At 49.0% G+C, this 22136-nt stretch carries 14 protein-coding genes and 3 pseudogenes; 12 read left to right on the forward strand and 5 right to left on the reverse strand.

Annotated features, from left to right (window positions below):
• Positions 1–158: 158 nt before the first annotated feature.
• Positions 159–779 carry an esterase/lipase family protein gene (locus GQS10_RS16000; protein WP_279538015.1) on the reverse strand — a complete coding sequence of 207 codons (621 nt, stop codon included), beginning with the start codon at positions 777–779 and terminating at the stop codon, positions 159–161.
• Positions 780–1075: 296 nt separating this feature from the next.
• Here GQS10_RS16000 and GQS10_RS16005 point away from each other — a divergent pair, with 296 nt between their 5' ends.
• The 4 genes from GQS10_RS16005 (at position 1076) to GQS10_RS16020 (ending at position 5184) form a co-directional block, all read left to right on the forward strand.
• The gene (locus GQS10_RS16005; protein WP_166243986.1) at positions 1076–1888 is read left to right on the forward strand and encodes a hypothetical protein; all 813 of its coding nucleotides are present in this window, start codon (positions 1076–1078) and stop codon (positions 1886–1888) included.
• A gap of 258 nt (positions 1889–2146) precedes the next feature.
• A complete protein-coding gene (locus GQS10_RS16010; protein WP_243735207.1) occupies positions 2147–2944 on the forward strand; it encodes a DODA-type extradiol aromatic ring-opening family dioxygenase in 798 nt (265 codons plus the stop codon).
• A gap of 137 nt (positions 2945–3081) precedes the next feature.
• Entirely contained in the window at positions 3082–3846 is a 765-nt protein-coding gene (locus tag GQS10_RS16015) for a ZIP family metal transporter (RefSeq protein WP_166243988.1), read from the forward strand.
• Between the two features lie 84 nt (positions 3847–3930).
• Positions 3931–5184, forward strand: a complete 1254-nt coding sequence (locus GQS10_RS16020; protein ID WP_166243990.1) for a DUF3048 domain-containing protein — start codon at positions 3931–3933, stop codon at positions 5182–5184.
• A gap of 117 nt (positions 5185–5301) precedes the next feature.
• Here GQS10_RS16020 and GQS10_RS16025 read toward each other — a convergent pair whose 3' ends face one another.
• Positions 5302–7413, reverse strand: a complete 2112-nt coding sequence (locus GQS10_RS16025; protein ID WP_166243992.1) for a methyl-accepting chemotaxis protein — start codon at positions 7411–7413, stop codon at positions 5302–5304.
• 361 nt (positions 7414–7774) lie between these two features.
• Positions 7775–8296, reverse strand: coding sequence for a tyrosine protein kinase (locus GQS10_RS16030; RefSeq protein WP_166243994.1), 522 nt, complete (start codon positions 8294–8296; stop codon positions 7775–7777).
• Positions 8297–8556: 260 nt separating this feature from the next.
• Between GQS10_RS16030 and GQS10_RS16035 the strand changes: the two genes are divergently transcribed.
• The 5 genes from GQS10_RS16035 to GQS10_RS16055 all read left to right on the forward strand — a co-directional run bounded on the left by GQS10_RS16035 (position 8557) and on the right by GQS10_RS16055 (position 17133).
• Positions 8557–8847, forward strand: coding sequence for a YerC/YecD family TrpR-related protein (locus GQS10_RS16035; protein WP_166244113.1), 291 nt, complete (start codon positions 8557–8559; stop codon positions 8845–8847).
• Positions 8848–9039: 192 nt separating this feature from the next.
• A complete protein-coding gene (locus tag GQS10_RS16040; RefSeq protein ID WP_341805085.1) occupies positions 9040–9825 on the forward strand; it encodes a sirohydrochlorin chelatase in 786 nt (261 codons plus the stop codon).
• 10 nt (positions 9826–9835) lie between these two features.
• On the forward strand, positions 9836–10771 hold the full coding sequence (locus GQS10_RS16045; RefSeq protein WP_166243996.1) for a diacylglycerol kinase: 936 nt from the start codon (positions 9836–9838) through the stop codon (positions 10769–10771).
• Positions 10768–12696: a 23S rRNA (uracil(1939)-C(5))-methyltransferase RlmD gene (rlmD, locus tag GQS10_RS16050; RefSeq protein WP_243735208.1), complete on the forward strand. Its 1929-nt coding sequence runs from the start codon at positions 10768–10770 to the stop codon at positions 12694–12696. The genes GQS10_RS16045 and rlmD overlap by 4 nt, the downstream gene beginning before the upstream one ends.
• Positions 12697–13527: 831 nt before the next feature.
• Positions 13528–17133 carry a KAP family P-loop NTPase fold protein gene (locus tag GQS10_RS16055; protein ID WP_166243998.1) on the forward strand — a complete coding sequence of 1202 codons (3606 nt, stop codon included), beginning with the start codon at positions 13528–13530 and terminating at the stop codon, positions 17131–17133.
• 136 nt (positions 17134–17269) lie between these two features.
• Here GQS10_RS16055 and GQS10_RS16060 read toward each other — a convergent pair.
• Positions 17270–18087 (reverse strand): annotated as a pseudogene (locus GQS10_RS16060) (WYL domain-containing protein).
• Positions 18062–19408: pseudogene (locus GQS10_RS16065) on the reverse strand (helix-turn-helix transcriptional regulator). The pseudogenes GQS10_RS16060 and GQS10_RS16065 overlap by 26 nt, the downstream one beginning before the upstream one ends.
• A 563-nt stretch (positions 19409–19971) precedes the next feature.
• Here GQS10_RS16065 and GQS10_RS16070 point away from each other — a divergent pair.
• The 3 genes and pseudogenes from GQS10_RS16070 (at position 19972) to GQS10_RS16075 (ending at position 21925) form a co-directional block, all read left to right on the forward strand.
• Positions 19972–20703 carry a hypothetical protein gene (locus GQS10_RS16070; protein WP_243735209.1) on the forward strand — a complete coding sequence of 244 codons (732 nt, stop codon included), beginning with the start codon at positions 19972–19974 and terminating at the stop codon, positions 20701–20703.
• 9 nt (positions 20704–20712) lie between these two features.
• Complete coding sequence (locus tag GQS10_RS23240; protein WP_481850125.1) at positions 20713–21051, forward strand: hypothetical protein; 339 nt, start codon at positions 20713–20715, stop codon at positions 21049–21051.
• A 17-nt stretch (positions 21052–21068) separates the two neighbouring features.
• Positions 21069–21925: pseudogene (locus GQS10_RS16075) on the forward strand (nucleotidyltransferase domain-containing protein).
• The last annotated feature ends 211 nt before the right edge of the window (positions 21926–22136 follow it).

Here is a 22136-nt window from a genome sequence, read left to right on the forward strand (position 1 = left end):
GAACCTGCCTTTTTTCCTGTAAAAATGGGATCGTCCGAGTTGTTCGTTTCTTCTATGATACCAGAAAAATAGGAGGGGAGACGGGAGGAGAACGTAACAAAAAAAGGCAGCCAGTTGTTGCCGGCGTACCTTTTTCACGTTTATGCAAGGGGAAAGCTCTATTGGTTTAGTTCTGTAAGGATCAGTTCATTGACTCGGGAGCTGAAAATAAGGCCGATATGCGATACACCGGAAATCTGGATGTTATTTGCGCCGATCAATCGCGAAAGGCTGTTGGTCACGATCGTATCACTTGTCGAATAAATGGACGTCACGTCTACTCCATCCGGAGCAACGCTCGTTGTAAGGCGATTTGCGCCTCCAAGAGTAATCAGCTTGTCTACTTTGGAAGCTCCGCCCCGGTTTAGGATGTAATACAAGCTGTTTGCTCCGCCCATGCTGTGTGCGATAATGTTTACTTCACTGTGGCCAGTCTTGGCCAGGACTTCGTCGACGAAACGGTCGATTGCAGCGGAATTTAACCATTGGTTCCCCTGCTTGCTAGGGAGATCAATGGCGTACAGTTCATTGCTTGTCCAGCCTTGTCTTTGCAAGAATGCTTTAATATAGGCAAAATTGCTGTCCGAGCCGCCAAGTCCATGAACGAAAATGACGGGCGTACGGGTTGTCGCGGCAGCAGAAGCTTCATCGGCTGCGACCTTCGGAAGAGGGGAAATAACAAAAACCGATAAGAACATCAAGCATGCCAACAAGGTACTAACCAATTTACTTTTTCTCATCTTCCTCATCTCCATAAATTGTATTTTAAGCCTATTACATTATAATTTTATGGTAAATGATAGAAAAGAAACGAAAGTATTGCTTTACTGTAACTTATGTCGCTATTTTAACGTGTTGGATGAGACGGTTTTGCATGAGTATTTCGCTCTATGCTGGTAGGAAACATGGATGATCTGGCAGGTGATAGAGTTGCAGAACCTTAGAACCATTGCAGAAGGACCGTCCAATGCGGGTCGTATGTTTCAAAAGAAGACATAGATGCATTTCTATATCTTCTATTTTTTAAAAAATCGAAATGAAAGGAACTCTTGGAATGAATAATTTGATTAAATTCCCCTACGAAAATGTAAAGATTGTCAGAAGCATCGAATTTAAAAATAAAAACCAAGGAATTAAAAAAAACCAGGTATCTCGAACTTTTGATATAAGCTATAATCGCAATTCATTTGTTGGATTCATTGAACCAGTTGACATACCTACGACAAATTTGTGTTTACGTAACTATTTATTTCTAAGTGGCACCCAAATTTCACCGGATCAACTAGGTGAGCTTTATTTTAGTGAGTATAGAGTGAACTACAAGGGTTTTATAATAGAGGAGTTAATCATTCAAGAGGGTAATGAATTGCGAAGTAATACGTATCTTGAAGTGTCACAAAATAATTTAAACTTAAAAAATTTATCGCTGGTCCAACTACCAACTGAATTAAAAGAAAAAATTAATGCTCAATTCATTGATACAGCTAGCGATCATTATCAAGAATATTGCAAAGGTAAGGAAGGATATTTTCTATGGTCATGTTTAGATGAGAACACAAATCATTTATATTTAACCATTACTGAGTTTGAAAACAAGACCCGTCCAGCTTTTGGAGATGATGAAGTATTTGTTTTTTGGGATATCTATCATCTGGGGTCGAAATTAAGGGATTTCGGGAGAAATCAGATTATCCGTATCAAACTCGATTTTTTATTAGACAATGTAAATAGCTTTCCTAATGGTTTGTATATCTATCATGAAAAAGAAAGATGGTTTGCAGCGCTTACCCACGAGGAAATAGATTCAGGTGGCCGCAATGTTATCTTTACTATGGCTTCATATCAATAGTTAAGGTGGATATGAACTACAAGAACAGTGTACCGAGAAATTGGCGCCAACCATCGATCCGTGATGATTGGCGTTTTTGTACATCTGTGGAAGAGTTGCATTTTGAGAAGAGGCGGGGTATATTGTAATGAAGTAACTAACTTAAAGTAAGTTAATTGCGTGAGATAGTAGTCGGGACATAAATCGAGTTCACAAGATACAAGTAAACTAAAATAGATACAAGTAAAGTTCAAACGAAATTGAAAAGAGGGAAAGCCGATGACGCCATCTTCAAAAATGCCCAGCCTATTTATCGCGCATGGCGCGCCGCTGCTGGCGATTCAGCAAAACGAGTACACCGATTTTTTAAACGGGCTGCCGCGGATGCTGCCTTCGCGCCCGAAGGCGATTGTGTTGTTTTCGGCGCATTGGGAGCAGCCGGTTCAGCAGATCAGCCGGGTGAACGGCACGTATGAGACGATTTACGATTTTGGCGGATTTCCGCCCGAAATGTATGAGATGCAATACCCGGCTGTCGATGTGCCGGTAATGGCGGAGCGGATTCACACTTTATTGAAGGAACAGGGAGTAGATGCTGCGTTCGATGAGCAGAGGGGACTTGATCACGGGGCATGGGTCGTCCTGCGGCTGATGTATCCGGAGGCGGACATTCCGGTGGTGGCGATGTCGGTGAATCCGGGGCTTACGCCTGAGCAGCAGTATGCGGTCGGTCGGGCGCTGGAGGCGCTGCGGAGCGAAGAGATGCTGATGATCGCGAGCGGCGGTACGGTGCACAACCTGCGGCGGATCAACTGGCAGGGGGGCACGGAGAGCTGGGCGGTCGAGTTCGACGATTGGCTGGCGAATCGGCTTCAGCAGTGGGATTTGGAGCAGCTGTTCCGGTACGAGGAGCTGGCGCCGCACGCGTCGGATGCGGTTCCGCCGTATGGCCGGGAGCATTTTATTCCGTTGTTTTACGCGATGGGAGCTGCAGATAGTGCAAGACAAGCGTCGCTGCTGCACCGCAGCTATCAGTACGGGTCGCTTAGTCACAGTGTATGGCGATTTGGAGTATAAATGGAGTATAGACTTTGAAGCATAAATATTTATATTCGTTAATAAAGTTCTCTGTAAGACGAAAACATACTATTTTGCTTGGCCGAATCATACTATAATGAATGTTGCTAAAGTACAAGCATTCGGGAGGCACAAATATGTACGATATGTTAATGGGCGGCGTCGCTTCATCGCTGGCAACTGGCCTTGGCGCGCTGCCGGTGTTCTTCTTTAAAACAGTGTCACACCGTTGGAAAGATATTTTATTGGCTTTTACGGCCGGCGTCATGGTGGCTGCATCCACATACGGATTGATTCCGTCCGCACTAAAGCTTTCAAACATGCTGGTGCTGACGATCGGAGTACTGCTCGGCACACTCGTACTCACTCTGCTGGAAAAGATCGTTCCGCACGTCGATCCAGAGCATAACTCGGAGGGGCAGCAACGGCTGCTTGAGCAAAATGGATTTGGCGTTGAATTGGGCGGCAAGGCGCTGCTTTTTCTCGCCGCGATGACTTTGCATAACATCCCTGAGGGCCTGTCAGTTGGGGTCGGATACTCCAGCAGCGATGAGACGCTGGGGCCGATTGTGGCGATTTCGATGGGGCTGCAAAATGCGCCGGAGGGCTTTCTGACGGCATTGTTTCTCGTGACGCAGGGCGTAAAGCGCTGGCCGGCATTTTTATTCGCATTCATTACCGGCGTGCTGGAGCTGCTCAGCTGTATTGTCGGGTATCATCTAACAGCCTTCGTGTCCGGCTTAATTCCGTATGGGCTTGCGTTTGCCGGGGGCGCGATGCTGTTTATCGTATATAAGGAATTGATTCCGGAAAGCCATGGTCACGGGCACGAAAGACCGGCGACGTTCGGCTTTATTCTCGGTCTGCTGCTGATGATAGGCTTGTCAGAATGGCTTGGATAAACCTGGGCAAAAAGGGTGGACAAATGGCTCTCCTTCCGTCAAACTTATAGAACACATGAGATGATGGAGAGGACGGGGAAGGTCATGGGTTGGGAAAAACGTCTTTTTGCGTTAACTGCATCTACGGCTGTACTGCTGTCCGGCTGCGGTCTCTCGGGGAAAGAGCCCGCTGCTAAGCCGGTCGTTGCGGAGCAAGCTCCGCCGGATTCCAAGGTCGTTGAAACGGTGAAGGAGCCCGTGTTTCGCTTTCCGCTGACGGGGCTGGCCGCCGAGAAGGAAGTGAAGGATCGGCCGGTCGCGGTGATGGTGGAGAACTCGCCTGCCGCACGGCCGCAATCTGGTCTGCATCAGGCCGATGTCGTATACGAGGTGCTGGCGGAAGGCGAGATCACGCGGTTTGTGGCGATCTATCAAAGCAGCCCGGCGGAGCGGATCGGGCCGGTGCGCAGTATTCGCCCGTATTTGGTCAAGCTGGGCGACGGGCATGATGCGCTGCTGGTGCATGCAGGCTGGAGCCCGGATGCGATGGAGCTGATGCAGCGCAATAAGCTGAATCATTTCGACCAGGTGTATGGCGATGATAAGTATTATTGGCGGGACAGCTCACGCAAAGCGCCGCATAATTTGTATACGAGCATAGCGAAAATTCGCGAGGGCGCGGAGGATAAGAAGTTTCGCGCCGAATGGAAGGGCGGCGCGCTGGCCTTTATGAGCAACGCCGAGGCGGTTGCGGCGGGGCTGTATGTGGCGCCGGCGGAAGCGGGCGGAGGCGCGGGCAAAGCCGCCGGACAAGCCGGCAGCAAGGGCGAGGCGGCGCCCGGCGCGAGCGTGGCGGCTTCGGCGTCGCCGAGCGGCACGGCCGGCGGCGGTGCCGGGGCAAGCGGCGCTGCGTCCGGCAGCGGGAAGGCTGCCGCCGATGGAGCGGCCGTGCCTGCCGGGGCGTCAGCCGGGAAAGAGGCTGCGGCATCTGTGCGCGCCGAATACATACGCGGCTACGACGTGGAGTACAAGTACAACGAGAGCACGAAGCGCTATGAGCGCTATATGGAAGGCGAGCCGCATCAGGACAAGGATACCGGCGAGACGCTGACGGCGGCCAATGTGCTGATCGTAGAGGCGGAGCATCAAATCCTGGACGATGTGGGCCGCCGCGATGTCAACATAGACGGTCCGGGCCAAGGCTACTACGCAGCCGGAGGCATGATCCGGCCCATCGAGTGGAAGCGTACCGGAGGCATCATCACAGCCTACGAGAACGGGAAGCCGGTTAAGCTGCTTTCCGGCCAAACATGGGTGCAGATCGTTCCCGTAGGCTCGAAGGTCGAGTGGTCAAAATAGCGCTAGCGCTCATGGGAGCTTAGCGACAAACAGAAAAGCATGGTCGGCGGACAAGCCCGTGAAGGGCTAGCCTTGCCAACCATGCTTTTTTTTCAATTTCATCATTAGACTTGCACGTTACACCTTAAACTTAGACATCGCTTCCTTCAGACGGAGTGAGCTTTCCTTCGTTTCCTCAAGGATTTTAACAACCTCACCTGTGTTGCCCTGTACAACGGAACCCTTCTGGGCAATGTCCTGTGTGCCTTCCGCCGATTCATTGATGGCAACGGAAATCTCGTTCATCGCCTTGACGATGCTGTCGATCGAATAGTCCAGCTCCTGCGCCGTACGATTAAAATCCGTAACCAGATCTTTCACATACTCCGCGTCCTGATAGTACTGCTCGCCGTTTTCAACCATGGCGCTGTAGTCGGTAATGACCTTCGTTTCAATAAAGTTCAAAACGGATTCCGAATTTTGCTTTAAATTGTTTACAGCAAGAATGACGGTTTCCGTTACCTTTTGAATTTCGGTAACTGTATTTCTTGAGTTTTCGGCAAGCTTGCCGATCTCACCGGCAACAACGGCAAAGCCTCTTCCGGCCTCGCCTGCCCTAGCGGCTTCGATGGAAGCGTTCAGCGCAAGCAGGTTTGTCTGCTTCGTAATTTCTAAAATCGAATGGGTCAGCACGTGGATTTTTTCCACGGCTTGCGATTGCTCAATCGCTTCGCGCAGTCCGCGATTTACATTTTGCCGGATTTCATCGGCCGATTGCTTGGATATCGCGGCATTCTGCTTCATATTCAGCGCCCGCTTGCTGATTTCTTCCGATGAAGCGGCTCCGCCTTCGGCTTTGACGGCAATCGATTTTACCGTTTGGCCAATTTCCGTTACGGTCGCATTGATTTCTTCCGTGGAAGCAGCGGCCTGCTGCATGCCCGCCGACATTTCCTCGGTAGTGACGGAGACGTCGCCGATCTGCACATTCAAATTCGAAATATGCTTATTCGATAACGTTACGCTTTCATCCAAACGGCTCGATTCCTCAGCGACAGACGCTACAATGCTTTGGACCGATTTCTGCATCGTATGGATGGAAGTCATCAGCATGCCGGTCTCATCCTTCTTGCGCATCAGCTTGTCCGAAATCTGATGAGAGAAGTCGCCGCCGGCTACAATTTCAAGATGCTCCGCCGCTATGCGGACAGGTCTTGTAATGTTGCGGGCCAGGAAAAAGATAACAAGCGCAGAGAGCAGGATGCTAGCCGCAATGACCATCATCAAGCCTTGTTTCAGCTTCTGTACGCTGGATAAAAAGGCGTCAGTGGAAGCAAAGGTTATAAGGTACATACTATATTTTTCGCTTTTTACAAAGGATGCCGTGTTATGAATGCCGTCAAGTGTGAACGAGCCGGTACCCGTAGGAGCCGCTTGGACCTGCTGGAAAAACGCAGCAAGATCACCTTCGGACTTGCTAAGATCCATCTGTAAAATTTGGTCGTTGTTTTCGGATGCGATAATAATCCCGTTCTTGTTTACGATCCATGTTTTCAGACCCAGCTTGGATTCGGTTTGAACAAGCTGCTTGGTAAGCGTGTTGAGATCAATCGGGATATAAAATTTGGACATCCCTTCCTTGGTATCCGGATGTAATACCTTTGAGGAAACGGTAATAACCGGCCGGCCTGTAGCGGGAGAGGCCATAGGGTCACCATAGATCAGTCCGGACGGAGTCTCAGCAGGAGCGGCCGGTGCAGGCGGCTTTTCTTCCTTAGCTTTCTCCGGTTTTGCATCAGCAGGCTTATCCTTTGGAGTTACGGATTTACCGCCAATCCCGTCGAGTAAGATTTTTCCGTCATTCCCCATGAAAAAAATGTTTTCATATAATCCTTCGGCGTTCGCGTATTGCTGCGCCAGGTTATCGGAGATGCGCTGGCTTTGCTGCGGTTCTACTTTTTTCTTGTCTGTCAGTTCCGTAAAGTAATCGACAATGAACGGTTCCTTTGAGAAGGATTGAACCTGTCTGCCTATACCGCTCAGGGCTAGGTCAAGCTGGTTCTTTTTTTCATGAGCAATGCTGCTTAGGGAATCCTTCACTTCCTTTTCTACTGCTCGCGACGATGAATAGGAGGAATAAACGAGACTGACGATCATCGGTATGACCATGCATAAGAGTGATACGAGTAAGATTTTGGAGAACAAGCTTTTCAACTGGAAAAAGGATAGAACTGCACTGCGCTTTTTCATTGTAGGCTCCTCACTTATTGAGTATTGGATAAAACCTTCATCGGACTAAGTATGGGTCTGATCGTCGTAAACGACAGATAAAGGATATTCTAATAACAACCTATCAAAAAATGTCGAATAGTGTCTATTCAAGTTGAAACGCGTCGATTTATGGTTGAAAGCGCTTGACAGATTGGCGGAAGAAGGATATGGAGCAACGAAGGGAGAGTAGGAGGGGAATGACGCTCTTGATCACAGTGTGAGTTTATGTACAAAAGTAAATTGTAAATGCTGTTAAACTACAGAATGGGAAAACAAAAAAGGAGATGGAACGATTCCATCCCCCGGAGTAAGCTACTGCAATAGCTGCAGCGTAATGTGATCAGCGTCTGCGGCGGCGTGTGCTTCTTCTGCGGCTGGCCGAGCTGCGGTACGGGCCATAAACGCCGCTGCGTCTTCTTCTCCGGCGTCTCCGCTTGCGGCGTCGCGGTTTGTAATCCTCGAAATCATCGAGGTCGCTGTCGTTTGTTTTGGCCGCTTTTCCAAGGAAGGAGCCGAACAGCAGCTTTGCCATCGGGGCCATTTGCTGCGCCATTTGCATAAATTTCTGGACCTTCCCGATGTTCGCCATCACACCTTCGATGCCGCCCATTTTATCGATCAAGCCTTTAATATCCTTCATGTTGCCGAGGCCGCCGAGCAGTCCACCGCCGGAAGAAGTGGATTGCTGTGTCGGAGCTGCTGGCAGATAGCCCGAGTAGGTATCCTGCGGGTACCCGCCATATGGTGCACCGACGCCTGGGTAGCCTCCCGGATTGTAGGCGTTCGCCGCCGCTTGATCCGGAACGACATTATTGATTTGGGCATCGTAGTATTGGTTACGCATTGCGCTCAAGGTATTCACCCAACCTTTATCATAAGAATAGTGGAATGTAACGGTCCGTATTAGGCGTTTTCCATACTACACTCTATGTGCTGGGCAAACGTTGGGATTGGACTCCTGTCACGGTTTTGCTTGATTTTCTGGATGTATTCGTTTACGTTATATAAGTAAAGTGGTAACGCATAGAAATTTTAACGTTTCGCAAACTTAAAGGAAGGATATTGAGGCCTTCCGTCGAATTTGTAAGGGTTAGCGGAATCACTGAAATGGGGATGAATCAATTGCAACTCAAGAAATTAAACGATAAATCGATTGACCAGTTGTTTGAGGCCATTTTAACGTTGAAGGATTTAGAAGAATGCTATGTGTTCTTTGACGATCTGTGCACGGTCAACGAGATTCAGTCGCTATCCCAACGCTTGGAGGTTGCACGGATGCTGCGCAAGGGCTGCACGTACAACCAGATCGAGACGGAAACGGGCGCAAGCACGGCGACGATCTCCCGGGTGAAGCGCTGCTTGAACTATGGGAATGACGGGTACAAAATGTCGTTGGAGCGTTTGGGCCGATAACCGTTTGGTTATGATGGTAATGATATAGAAGATTCACGGGCATCCCGCAAGGTTCGAGCTTCTAGGTTCGAACGGGGCGGGATTTTTCTTGCGCGCGATGTGCTTCCGCAAATTGACTTTTACAGGGTGATTCGCTAGCATATAGGTACAAAAATCGGGATTTCGGTTTCCCCGGCGAAGGGGTTGAATTCGGTGAAGTACGGTGTGCTGGTGATTAGCCATGGCTCGCGGGACGCGGAATGGGTGCGTTTGGTTGACGAGGCAGTGGAGGCAGTGAGGCTGCCTGGCGATGTGCCGGTGTTCAGCTCGTATTTGGAGCTTGTGGACGGCAGGCTGATTCAAGACGGTATCGACGAGTTGGAACGGCAGGGAGCAACCGATCTTATCGTGGTACCTTTTTTTGTATCGTCGGGCAGTACGCATGTGGATGAAATTATGTGGGCGCTTGGGGTCACGGAAGAGCCGAAGCGGGAGACGGATTTGGAGCCGTTCCGCGTGGCGGCGAGGCTGCACCCGTGTCCGCCGATGGACGATGATCCGGATGTCGCGCAAATTTTGTGGGAAAAGCTGCAGGCGGCGTCGGTTGATCCGGCGCGCGAGCTGCTGCTTCTGGTTGGGCATGGCAGCAATGAGAAGGGGTTTCACAAGGCGTGGCGCGAGGGCATGCTGAAGCTGGCGGAGCGGGTGCGCGCGCTTGGCGGGTTCGCGAAGGCGGACATTGCGATGCTGCTGCCGAATCAGGCGCCGTGTAAGATGAAGCTGGCCGCGCGGCGGCATCCGGAGCTGACGGTGGTGGTGGCGCCGCTGTTTATCAGCGATGGGTATTTTACGAGGGCGGTGATCCCGGAGCGTCTGGCCGGGTATTCGTACCGGTACAGCGGTCAGGCGATGCTGCCGCATCCGCTGCTGAGCCGGTGGATGGAGCGGCAAATTGCCGCATATCTTGATAGTGCAGCAAGCAACGACGACACAGCGTAGGGGATGAACGATGGCGAAACGAGCTCGATTAATATATAACCCAACCTCCGGCAGGGAGGAAATGCGCAAGCGGTTACCGGAAATTTTGCAGCGGCTGGAAAAAGGCGGCTTGGAGACGTCATGCCACGCCACCGTTGGCGCGGGCGATGCGACATTGGCGGCGGCCGATGCAGTGCAGCGCGGCTTTGACGTGATCATTGCAGCCGGCGGGGACGGCACGATCTATGAGGTGATCAACGGCATGGCGGAGAAGCGGGTGCGTCCGCCGCTCGGGATTTTGCCGCTGGGGACGACGAATGATTTTGCGCGGGCGCTGGGCATTCCGCGGCACTGGGAGTATGCCTGCGACTTGATAGTGGAGCAGAATACGAAGCTGATTGACGTGGGTAAGGTGAATCAGCGGTATTTTATAAATATTGCCGGCGGCGGGTCGATGACGGAGCTGACCTACGAGGTGCCGAGCAAGCTGAAGACGATGCTTGGGCAGCTCGCTTATTATATGAAGGGACTCGAGAAGCTGCCGCGTCTGCGGCCGATTGAGCTGCTGATCCAGTCGGAGCAGGTGACGATTCACGAGGAAGTGATGATGTTTCTCGTGGCGAACAGCACCTCGGTGGCGGGCTTTGAAAAGCTGGCGCCGAATGCGCAGCTGGACGACGGGTTGTTTGACGTGTTTGTGCTGAAGAAGTGCAACCTGGCGGACTTTATTCGGATTGTGTCGCTTGCGCTGCGCGGCGAGCATTTGACCGAGACGCGGCTTGTGCATTTTCAGACGAAGTACGTGAAGGTGACATCGCCGGATTACGTGCAGATGAACCTGGACGGCGAATTCGGCGGAACGCTGCCGTGCGAGTGCACGGTGCTGGAGAAGCATATCCCGATTATCGTGGATGCGTCGGGGGAATCGAGCTATCATATTAAGCCTGGAGTGAATTTGCCGCGATGAAAAAGGATCGGAGACGCCCTGGAGCGGGCGCAAGTGCAGGAGCCGGCGGCAAGCCGGGGCGGAAGCGGTTTGGCGGCGCGGAGCGCGAGGCGCGTGGTGCAGCAAGTGCAGGTGCGGAGCGTGTGGCGGGGCGTGAGACACGTGGTGCAAGTGCAGGGGCGATGCGTGGGGCGGAGCGTGGAGTGAGTGGCCCCAACGGGGCCGGGGGGCGAGGCGCGGGTGAAGGGATGAGCCCTAGTGGGGCTCCTCGGACCGGAGCAAGGGGAGCGCGAGCTGCTCAGGCTGACAGCACGCGTTTAGCGTCTCTTCCCGTGCAGATCGGGCAGGAAGTGAGCATCGACATTGTGGGCATTAGCCATGAGGGAGAAGGGGTAGGCCGGGTTGAGGGCTATACCCTTTTTGTGTCGGGCGATGTGCTGCCCGGAGAAAAGGCTATCGTGCGGGTCGAGAAATTGAAGTCGAGCTTCGGGCATGCCCGATTGGTGCAGCGTCTCGAAGACAGCGCTGACCGCGTCGTCGCACCTTGTGCGGTGTACGAAGCGTGCGGCGGCTGCCAGCTGCAGACGATGTCTTACGAAGCGCAGCTTCGTTGGAAGCGCCAGTCCGTTGCGGATGCACTGAAGCGGATCGGCAAGTTTGAGGTTGCTTTGGCGGATGAGTGTTCAGAGGAGCAAAGGGCAGGTGGAGCCGAGATTGCTGAAAGTGCTGCTATTGCTGCTACGGATTCCACAGCTCATTCCAACAACTCCAGTGCTCGTATTCGTCATTCCGGTGATTCTGATGGAAGTGACGGAAGTGAGGGTGCAGCTAACCGGATCGGCGACCATTCCGATATCGTTGACTCCGTGAATCCAATGCTTCCTACCGATAGTAATAAAACGGAGGCAATTCTTGTGCGGCCCACACTAGGCATGAGCGATCCGTGGCGGTATCGTAACAAAGTGCATGTACCGACTGGGGTGGATCGTGAGGGGGGCTTGATCGCTGGATTTTACGAGCCCGGCTCCCATCGGATCGTGGACATGGATACCTGCTGGATCTCAGGAAGCGAAGGAGACCAGGCAGTCGCTCTCGTGAAGGAGATTGCCATAAGGCTTGGAATCAAGCCTTATCTTGAAGCGACACATACAGGCTTGCTTCGCCACGTTGTAGTGCGCTTCGGTGCGGCCAGCGGTGAAGTGATGGTCGTTCTAGTAACCAACGGACCGGAGATACCTCGTGTGGATGAATGGGTAGAGTCGATCCGGGCCGAAGTTCCCGGTATCGCGAGCATCATCCACAACATAAACACCGATCGGACCAATCTCATCTTCGGCGATGAAACGAGCGTCCTGTGGGGACGCGACGTCATCTATGATTCGATTGGCGATGTTCGTTTTGCGATCTCGGCGAGATCGTTTTATCAAGTTAATCCGGTACAGACCGAGGTGCTGTACCGGACCGCAGTCGACTACGCCGGACTTACCGGCAGCGAAACCGTCGTCGATGCCTATTGCGGCATCGGTACGATTTCGCTGTTCCTCGCCCGCAAGGCTGGGCGCGTGTACGGCGTCGAAATCGTCGGCGAGGCCGTCGCCGATGCGGAGCGTAACGCCGAGCTCAACGGCATCACGAATGCCGAGTTCGCGTTAGGCCGCGCCGAAGACGTGCTTCCGGCCTGGCGCCGCGAAGGCATCGTGCCCGACGTCATCGTCGTCGACCCGCCGCGCAAAGGCTGCGACCGCACGCTGCTCGACACGATCCTCGCCATGCGCCCCGAGCGCGTGGTGTACGTGTCGTGCAGCCCGTCGACGCTTGCGCGGGACCTGCGCATCCTCGCCGATGGCGGTTACCGCGTTGTCGAGGCGCAGCCGGTGGACATGTTCCCGCATACGGGGCACATTGAAACGGTGGCTTTGTTGGTGCGGAGTGGTACAGAGGGTTGAAAGTGTAGTGATGGTGCGGGTTTGTGGAGTGGTACAGATGAAGTGAAAGTGTGAAACAGAGACAAAGAAATAGTAGAGTTGACTGTTTGTTGACGAAACAAATAGATTAACAAGTGGGTTTTCAATGCTTATATCGGGGGTTTCATTTTGGGATAGGGGTTAGACTCTCCTCGCTTTTCGAAAACCTTGTTCGTACAGTGCCACAACGGTTTATATTAAGCGCCATGTCGTTAACTCGGAACTATCAGATGATGAAAATCGTAGACCGGAATATAAATTTCAGGAGCAGATTCTTAAAAAGATTCTATGGGTTTATAGCTTGTATAATCATTGAGGTGTTTCTGTGATGGCATACTGTAAGAAATGTTATACTGAGATGAGAAGGGATTAATATGAGTAATATGGATATAAGTAGTTGTTAACGTCACCACCAAAGTGGTTAGCTTAGTCCACCTACCAAAACTTTTTCAGCAAATAACGGTGAAAACCCAGCCCGAATGCGGGCTGGGTTTTTCTGTGGCCAGAAATTAAAACGGATGTAGTCAACAACATTACTGGTGTCCATTATTTGTTTCGTGTGTAGACTGCTTGTCTACATACATGCTGTTAAACGGGATTACCTTATTTAAACATATATGATCAGGGCGCGTGTGTGATATCTTCCCTTCTAGTAAATCATATTGCAGACGTTAAGTGAGATAAATGGACGCCTTAAGGATCCGCCTGGTAGAAAAGAAGCTAATGTTAGTCTCTTCAGGTCCTTAGTTACATCTACTGTAATTTATTGTAGAATAATGTCATAGGAATATTACAGATGAGTAGGTGACACTTTTGTTTGAAAAATTTAAAAGATCGAAAAACAATGACAATATTAGAAAGTATTTTCTAGAAGATAAACCATTACAGAAAATCAATGATGACAAATTTCAATACAGTCAAGTGGCTGAGATTCTATACGAACTTCTCAAGCAAAATAATTTTCCTACACATATAGGTTTATTTGCTCCTTGGGGATCTGGAAAAACATCTGTTATAAAACTACTTGAAAGAATACTTGAAGTGGATAAAGCGAATGGTGACAACTTCATTATCAAGGTCATTAGTGTGTGGAAGTTTGCCGACGATGCACCTTCTTTACATAGAAAAATTGTACGTGAGGTTCAAGCTGAGCTTAATGTTCACGATGAGGAAGGATTAAACAATGAATCTACAAAAAGCGAAAGTGTTACCGGTGCGGGCATTTTTTCAATACTCTTTTTAGAAAGTAAGTTATACAGGTGGTCAATAGTCGGCTTTTTGTTAATAATGCTTATTTCCATCGTTATATCTGTTTATCTTAAAAGCGCTGCTTTCACTTCTATTGCTTCAGGTTTAATCTCGGTGTCCACGATCGCATTAGTAGTTGGTGCACTAAAGATATTTATAGGTTCCTACCAACGAGGCAGCCAACTAAGTGTAAAGACAATACCCTTAACCCATGGGGATCAGTATGAGGCAAGATTCAAAGCAAGTGTAAATAAATTTCTAGAAAAAAATGACGGAAGTAAACTTGTGCTCGTCTTTGATGATCTAGATCGACTGCCTCCGAAGCAGCTACTTGCTGCGCTTAACACAATCAAAACTTTTTTACATTCTAAAGATTGCGCATTTATAATTCCATGCGATGAAGGGGTACTTAGAAACGGAATCAAAGCTGCCTTTGAGCAAAAAGATATTTTAGAGGATGCCAAGTCTGATGATAAATACGTCTCGGAGTTTATAAATAAAACATTTGATTATCAAATTCATCTTCCTATATTGGAACAAAAGAATATGAAAAGGTACGCTAAGCAGCTACTTTTAGATCAAGAGATTCAATGGTTAGAGGATTCAGATATTAATATAGATAAAGTACTTGGTATATTAATTCATAGTTCAATAAAAACACCGCGGCAGGTAAAAGCTTTATTAAACTCCTTTTCGTCAAATTGGCAACTGGCTAAAAAACGGGACCACGAATCTGGAAAAAAGTTACTGTCGGCCAATTCCTTGGCGATTGCAGTATTCACGGTACTTCAAACTGATTTTCCAGAGTATTTTATGAAGTTAATTTCTGACCCGTATTTAATAACTCGAAATGAGGAATGCAAAGATGGAAATAGTGATGGACTTAATGCATTCCTAACACGTGTTGAAAAATGTATTCCTAAGAATGATCCTAGACCATTTATCTATTTTAGTAACGAAAAGTTAAACCCGGTAACAGGAAAACCTGAATTGATAAAGATCAAGGATTATTTACTTAATGCTCAAGTAGAGGAGTTTAAGTCATCTTACGAAATTCTGAATGCACGGGATAAGGAAATATTATTTTCATCTGTTATTTCCGACTTTGATGATAATCCCGGCATAGAAGTTGAGAATTGCATCAAAACGTTAATCGAAGCGGATACCGAACTTAATGTCATCTCAGATATGGATATTCATAATTGGGATCTGCTTCTCAGAGACAATATAGATATCTTAAAGGATTTTCCTCCATCAAAAGTTTGCAGGTTGTTAACGTTTTTATCTTATGACAACACCACGTGGAGCGAGTATGGTTCAAAAATTGTTGTTTCTGAATATTCGAGTGATTTATTACGTTTATGGATTGATAACCCCGTATATATCAGTAAAATGGCAATTCCCAACTTGGCACCTAACCTTGAAGATGCATTTATCCAAAACAATGATGGATACTCATTAGCCGCATCGATTTTTGAAGCTTCGTCGGAGCATAAGATTATTAACTCTCTCGACTGGCTCAGAGTTATTAGAGAGTCACTAGATACAAATGTTGAAGCGGAATATAAACTAGCGTCTTGGCTAAGGACTTGGGCGACTAAATCAAATAACCCAATCCAAGTAGCATTAATTACTGAATTAGTTGCAGCTTATGATTTCAAAACAGAAGCTTTCCTCGAGGGTACTGGTGAATTATGGTGCGACAGCTATGTGCAAAATGACGTGGATTTAGCAGCTTTAATAATGCTGATGGATCGTGAAGAATTTTGTGGATTCACTGATACAGATTTTGAAAAGATAAATGAATATATGGCAAAATCAACGTACAAGCATATTCGTGATGTTGTAAGACCTCTCTTAGATCAGTGGTGGGAGGATGAGAAATTTGAAAAGGTAAATAAATATTTGACAACTTTCCCCAGGAGTCCAGGGGTATCAGGATTTTGCGAAACTAATTTTGATTTCAGTATAGGTGATTACACACAAGAAATTTTCTTAGATATTGTAGTGGAACGCGCAAACACTTTGGGGGGGATCCCCAATATTATTAAAAAAATCCAATCTGAATTTGATTCTGCAGTAAATCAACAAAGGGCTTCAAAAACACCAGCTGTTATAAAAACTCTTTTGCAGTCTGAAAAGTTACGTGGCTATTTAACAACGGTTAGAGAAAACCTCATGCCCATTAACGATAATTTAATTTGGCTGGGATGGTGTGAACAAGTAGTAAATGACCGGCTTGATGTTTTTCATTACCTATGGGCTGAAGATGAAGCTGCCAAAAACTGGATATTCGATTGTGTTATTACTTTAGCGAGTGTGTCGCAGAACTATTTAAACTCTGGTCGTCCTTATAATAATAATGCTTCTCGATATTTGAACATTTTTATTGAATCTTTATGTGACTCGTATAAAGACATTGATTGGGATGCTGTAGTAACTGAATGGGTAAGTTTACCGATGAAGAACAACTCCAACGTGAAGATAGATTTGTTTTCAATCTTAGATTCAACGACTAGATCTACAGTAATAGGACAGTTAAGTCGTAGGTGTAACTTAGGATGTGAAGAATTTAACGCATTGCTAATAAAATTTTTAGATGCCTCGGTTAACTCTCATCGGGAGGCAATATCTGCTCGTTGGGAAGTTATTGGAGAAGAGAATAGAAAGGTTATGCTTGAGAAATGGTCTAATAATCTTGAGAGTGAAGGAACTAAAGAAGTTATTAATTTAACTATAACTTCTGTCGAGAGCAATCCATTGGCTGATTACATGGAGGAACTGGTCGAATGGGATATCGAGGATCGTCTTAGACAAACGTTATTGACCATTTTGATTGATAAGCTACCATATGATTATGTAGTTAATTGGGTTAATGAAGCAATGGATAGTATGAATAAAAACGGATTCCATAAATGGAAGGGACATGCCATCGAAGTTGCAATTTCGTATAACAAGATTAATGTAAGGAACGTAGAAAATATGCTAGAAGTAGCATTGGGCTTGGGCAAGGACAGAGCAAGACTTGCATTGCAATTACTGCTGGCCTCTGATTTGAGTAGAATAGAAATTAGAAGATTCAGAGACAGAATAGTTGATCTTTATAATGAATATCCAGATTATGTAGACAAGTTCGGTTTTAGATTTAAGCTAAAGAAAGAAGTGAATTGATTTTTTTCAGATTTGACCTAGTAATGTGTAGTTAGGATTATACAATTTATAAAAATAAGGGTAGGGCAAAACCGTTTCGAATAGAGACGGTTTATTGTTTTTCAAGATGTTTTTGTGGGGGGGGATATTCAAAAGCTCACTCTTCCTCGTCCATCGGCAATACCCCATAACGTTCCAGCGACTTTAACGACGACTCCAGCATGCGCCGCTTCAAGTAATCTCCTTCGAGCACTCGCACCCGTTTCCCTAGAAAACGAATCTTCGAGAGCAAATACTCCAATTCATCCCCGAGAAGAGTCACTTTCACTCTGTATGTATCGGTATTCAAATCATACTCCACGTCTTTCTCGAAGCTAGAGAAGGCATATAGGATGCGCGACAGCTCCCCGTTATACTGGCGAACAAGTTCGATGACGGCTTCGCTTTTACGAGATTCGAGGAGGCTGTCCACTTTTCGAATGATCTCGTCTGCTCTGGTAGCATCGACTGCTTCAGCCGCGATAGCATGAATCTTCTTCAGTCTCGTGCTCATGAAGGCGCGATGACGGAGGTGGTACCAGAGTAGGTACCATTCCCGCTTGACCATGGAGTATTCGAGCTTGTACGGAATACCGGAGTGGTCTGCGTTGATCCGGCCGCCTTTAATCTCGTAGGTGATCCGGATGCCGCTCTTGTCCATAATGAGCCGACGCAAGGGCGGAGGAGCGGGTGGTAGATCTGCTTCTCCATGCTGCACGCTTTCTCGATGAGATGGTTGGAGACATCCATGGCCTCATCGGACGCAAGCAGCGAACGAAGCTTCCCCAAGGTATCCCCAGTGAAAGCTTCGCCTGCCGCCGGATGCTCAAGCATCGTCTTCAGCCATGCCCGTTCGTGAGAAGTAACCATGTACGTACCGGAGTCCTCCAGTCGGGAGAGGATCTGATGATTAAAGATTTTCTCGAACAGATTCATAATAGGATTGGATCTCCTTCCATTCGGTGCTCATTTCACGGCGGAAACGGGGAGGCTCGAGGATCTCGCAGCTGGAGCCGAAGCTCCGCAGCCACGGCCTGATTTCCGTCGTGCCGTTCACGATGAATTCGTACACAAACGACTGCTCATCTTCCGCCACGATCTGCCCCCATTGCCCTTGCAGCATGACCCGCGGGCAGGGGGTTGTACTACGCTGCGCTCCTTGATGAAATCCGGTTCCGAGCCCTCCGGTTTATAGAAACGTGCACGCACCGTCACCGGCGGACTCGTATCGATGAGCCAGCTGTACCGAATGCTCTCGAGTAGCTGTTGAATCTTTTCCTCGAACCACTCTTCAGCCACGGCTTCATCCTCTTCAATTTGCGTGATGCCTTCCATGTGATATTTCCGAATACCTTCCCGGCCGTGAGCAAGCAGATACCAGCGCCCGTACTGATGATCGTAGACGATCTTCAGCGGAAGGGTCTTATGCAGTTTCCCTTGTTTCTCCTTTCCGAAAAGGGGGTTCGTATTCTTGGATGCGTAGCTTGTTTCGGACTTAGGAGAGAATAGATGAACTTCACTCTCCGCCGCCCCCGGATCGCGTGGAGCAGCGTGAACAGATGCGCTTCGTCCAGAATCCGCGAGTAGTAGTGATATTTATATAGAAATGGCTCAACAGCAAGCGTCTCGGCTTGATAGCGCAGCTGATGCTTCTTCAGTCCATCGCGCAGCAGGTATCCTTGAACGGAAGGAATCTGCGTGTTGGCCATCACGTCCACGAAATCATAGAGGTCGATCAGCTCCCCTCCGTCAGCTCCCGAACGAGATCGTTCCGAAACCGATAGCGATAAGTGCGCGGGCCAGGTTCCCGCTGAATGACGCCGACCTCTTCCAAATATTTCAGATCTGAGCGAATGGTTTTCTCATCAGGCATCGGAAGGTCGGAGGACAGCCCGCCGCAGCATAGATCCAGAGGCTCCATCGCGGTCCGCGCTTGCTCGTTCATGGCTCCCAGCAGCAAAGAGATGCGTTCGCTTTCCGTTTCCTTAACGGATTTCGCACGGAACAAGAACAGCAGCATCGGATCGGAGGAGTCGTAGTAGCTGTAACGCAGGGTGTCGGCCAGCTGGCCGCTCTGCTCCTCGTTCGTCTGTTGGTGCACGGAGCTTGCGATGTCTTTGAGACGGCGGATCTTTTTGTCGAAGGTATGTACGGAAATCCCCAGACGCTCCGCGAACTGCTGCCTGCTGAACGCCCCACTGGTAAGCACGAGCATGCGAAGAAATTGAATTTCCTTATCAAAGCTTTCCTTAGCCAAAAATGATCCCCCGTTCGCGTATAGCTTGTTCTTTCATTGTAGCAGGGGAGGGAAATGGGCGAAATGGAGAAGTTTATGCCCTGTCGTAATACTTTCGCCATGTTCGTCGTTCCGGAAATAAGCGAATATGGACGACGCGTAACCACGTGCGGACGGCGAAAGATCATCGAGGCGCATGGAAGGGTTACTTCGACTTTTAATCGGCTTGTCGTTGGTTCGAGTCCAACCTCCTCCGAGAGGAGGAGTAGCTCAGTTGGTAGAGCAGCATGTGCCTTTCCGCCCCCACTTCCTCGATGATCTTACTCTCTTGCATAACGAAGCGAGGCGCTTGAAAGGGTTCCTTCGACTAAATGGGTTAGTATTGATAAGCGTCGGGTGACGCTGAGACCTTTTGGACCTTTCCTCGCTTCGATATGAAAATAAATCCGGTGAGGCGATGGGATGGGCTCCTTCGAGCTTATTCGGAACAATGGTTTACCTGGGCAATACGGCAGGTTCGACTCCTGCAGCTGCCTATCCCGCTTTTTCCTCACCGTGATCAATAAAGAAGGAGTGACGCAATCATGAGTATGGCGAAGCAACTGTTCGGTTCCATTCGACGACCGAACATATGGAATAAAGACAACTACCCTGCGTTCACACGCTCCAGCGAGGAGCAGTACATTCAGGCGCTGCTGACCAATACGATGGGGAATACCTTTTATGCAGATCAACATGAACTGCTAAACGACGCGGCGCAGCTTCATCACGAGATGGCGGAGAGTAACCCGAGTTTTATGGCTAAGGCGATCGTGTTCGCAAGAAACGAAGGCTTTATGCGACTGCAGCCGTTGTTCGGACTAGCGATCCTTTCGCTCTACCGTCCTGATTTGTTCGTAAAGATCTTCCTCCTGGTCGTGCGGTATCCAGCAGACTTGTCTGATTTCCTCAGCATTGTGAAAGGACTAGGACGCGGGCAGGGCGGACGCGCGATCAAACGTCAGGTGAACCGTTTCTTATTCGGTGTTTCCGAGTATTGGGCAATCAAGTACAACGGACGCGGATGGGGATACAGCCTGGGGGACGCGATCGCAACCGCCCATCCGAAGCCAGCTGATCTGAAGCAGCAGGCGCTGTTCCGGTATTTGCGCGGAGAGGAAGCAAACTTGGAATTGCTGCCGCAAGTCGAGGCGAGCAGATCGAGTGGATCGAACGCGGCAAGCTACCATACGAAACAGGGGAACTCGCTGTTCTGGCTGTTCGATACCGAGGTCATGGATGCGAAGCCTTCGCGCAAGGACAGCATTTTAACATAGGCTGAACGTATTCATGCTCGCGGAGGAACGGACACGGGAGCGCCTGTGCGTAAGCTGCTGCAGCAACGGGAGAAAGTAGATCAGATCATCATGATCACGGACGAGCAGCAAAATAGCGGCAGCCCGTTCCACGAGCAGCTGAAGCAGTACCGATCGAAGGTGAACCGAGACGTGAAAGCCTTCATTGTAGACATCGCTCCGTATCGCCATACGATGGTACCGGTACAAGATCAACGGACTTTCTACATCTACGGCTGGAGCGACACGGTGCTTTCATATATCGCTCAATCGGTGCAAGGGTATGCCACGCTCACGGAGCGAGTGGATGCCATGAGCCTAGAACCATAACAAGGGAGGGACCACATATGTCCGACGTAAGACAGCAGATTGAGGTGGAGTTACAGCGGATTGAGCAGGAAGAAGGCGTTAACATCTTGTCCGCTTGCGAATCGGGGAGTCGGGCATGGGGCTTCCCGTCGAAGGATAGTGATTACGACGTTCGTTACATCTATATCCGGCCGGTGGAGTGGTATTTGTCGATCTTCGAGAAGCGGGATGTGATCGAGCGGCCGATCAGCGATATGCTGGACATCAACGGTTGGGACTTGAAGAAGGCGCTGAACTTATTCCGCAAGTCGAACCCGCCGTTGCTCGAGTGGCTGCAGTCGCCGATCGTGTACTTGGAAAATGGTTCGGTCGCAGAACAAATCCGGCGTGTATCCCCTCTTACGTTCTCTCCGCGTTCGTGTATGCATCACTACCTGCATATGGCGAAGGGGAACTACCGGGAGTACTTGTAGGGAGATCAAGTGAAAATCAAAAAATACTTCTTCGTGCTTCGACCGATTCTTGCCTGCGATTGGATCGAGAAGACGATTGAAATGCGCCGATCGAATTCGATCGCCTCGTCGAAGGACTTGTGTCGGAGGAGAGCGAGCTGCGGACCGTCATCATGGAATTGCTGGCTCGCAAGAAAGCCGGCGACGAGTTAGATTACGAGCCTAGGATCAATCCGATCAACGAGTATCTTGAGGATCGGATCGGTTACTTTGAGAGGGCGGTCGCAGAGACAGTGACAGCTGCCGGCGGCCCAAATCGGGAAGGCACGCTTTCCGCTGCTGCCCACCGAATGGTCGTACGTGTGGAGGGAGTGAGATACAATGAGAGCATATCGCCTTACGCGATGTGCTCTTTAGTCTATAATAAGAAATCTATAAATTAATTTCGAAAAGAATATTAGGAATAATCAGTGGTTAAAATTACCTGGGGGTTTCTTATATTTTGTAAATAATTTCTCTTCAAATAGTAGTAGAGTTCTAGTACGATTGGTAGTATAACTAAAGTATGGGGATCCTTAGTGACGTAAAATAACCATTGGAAATGTGAACGATGCCACTCAGTCGTTGTACAATTAGTTTATAGAACAATATTAT

Origin of the sequence: Paenibacillus turpanensis (genome assembly GCF_011421635.1) — a bacterium.
In the GTDB taxonomy this organism is placed as follows: Bacteria; Bacillota; Bacilli; order Paenibacillales; family YIM-B00363; genus Paenibacillus_AK; species Paenibacillus_AK turpanensis.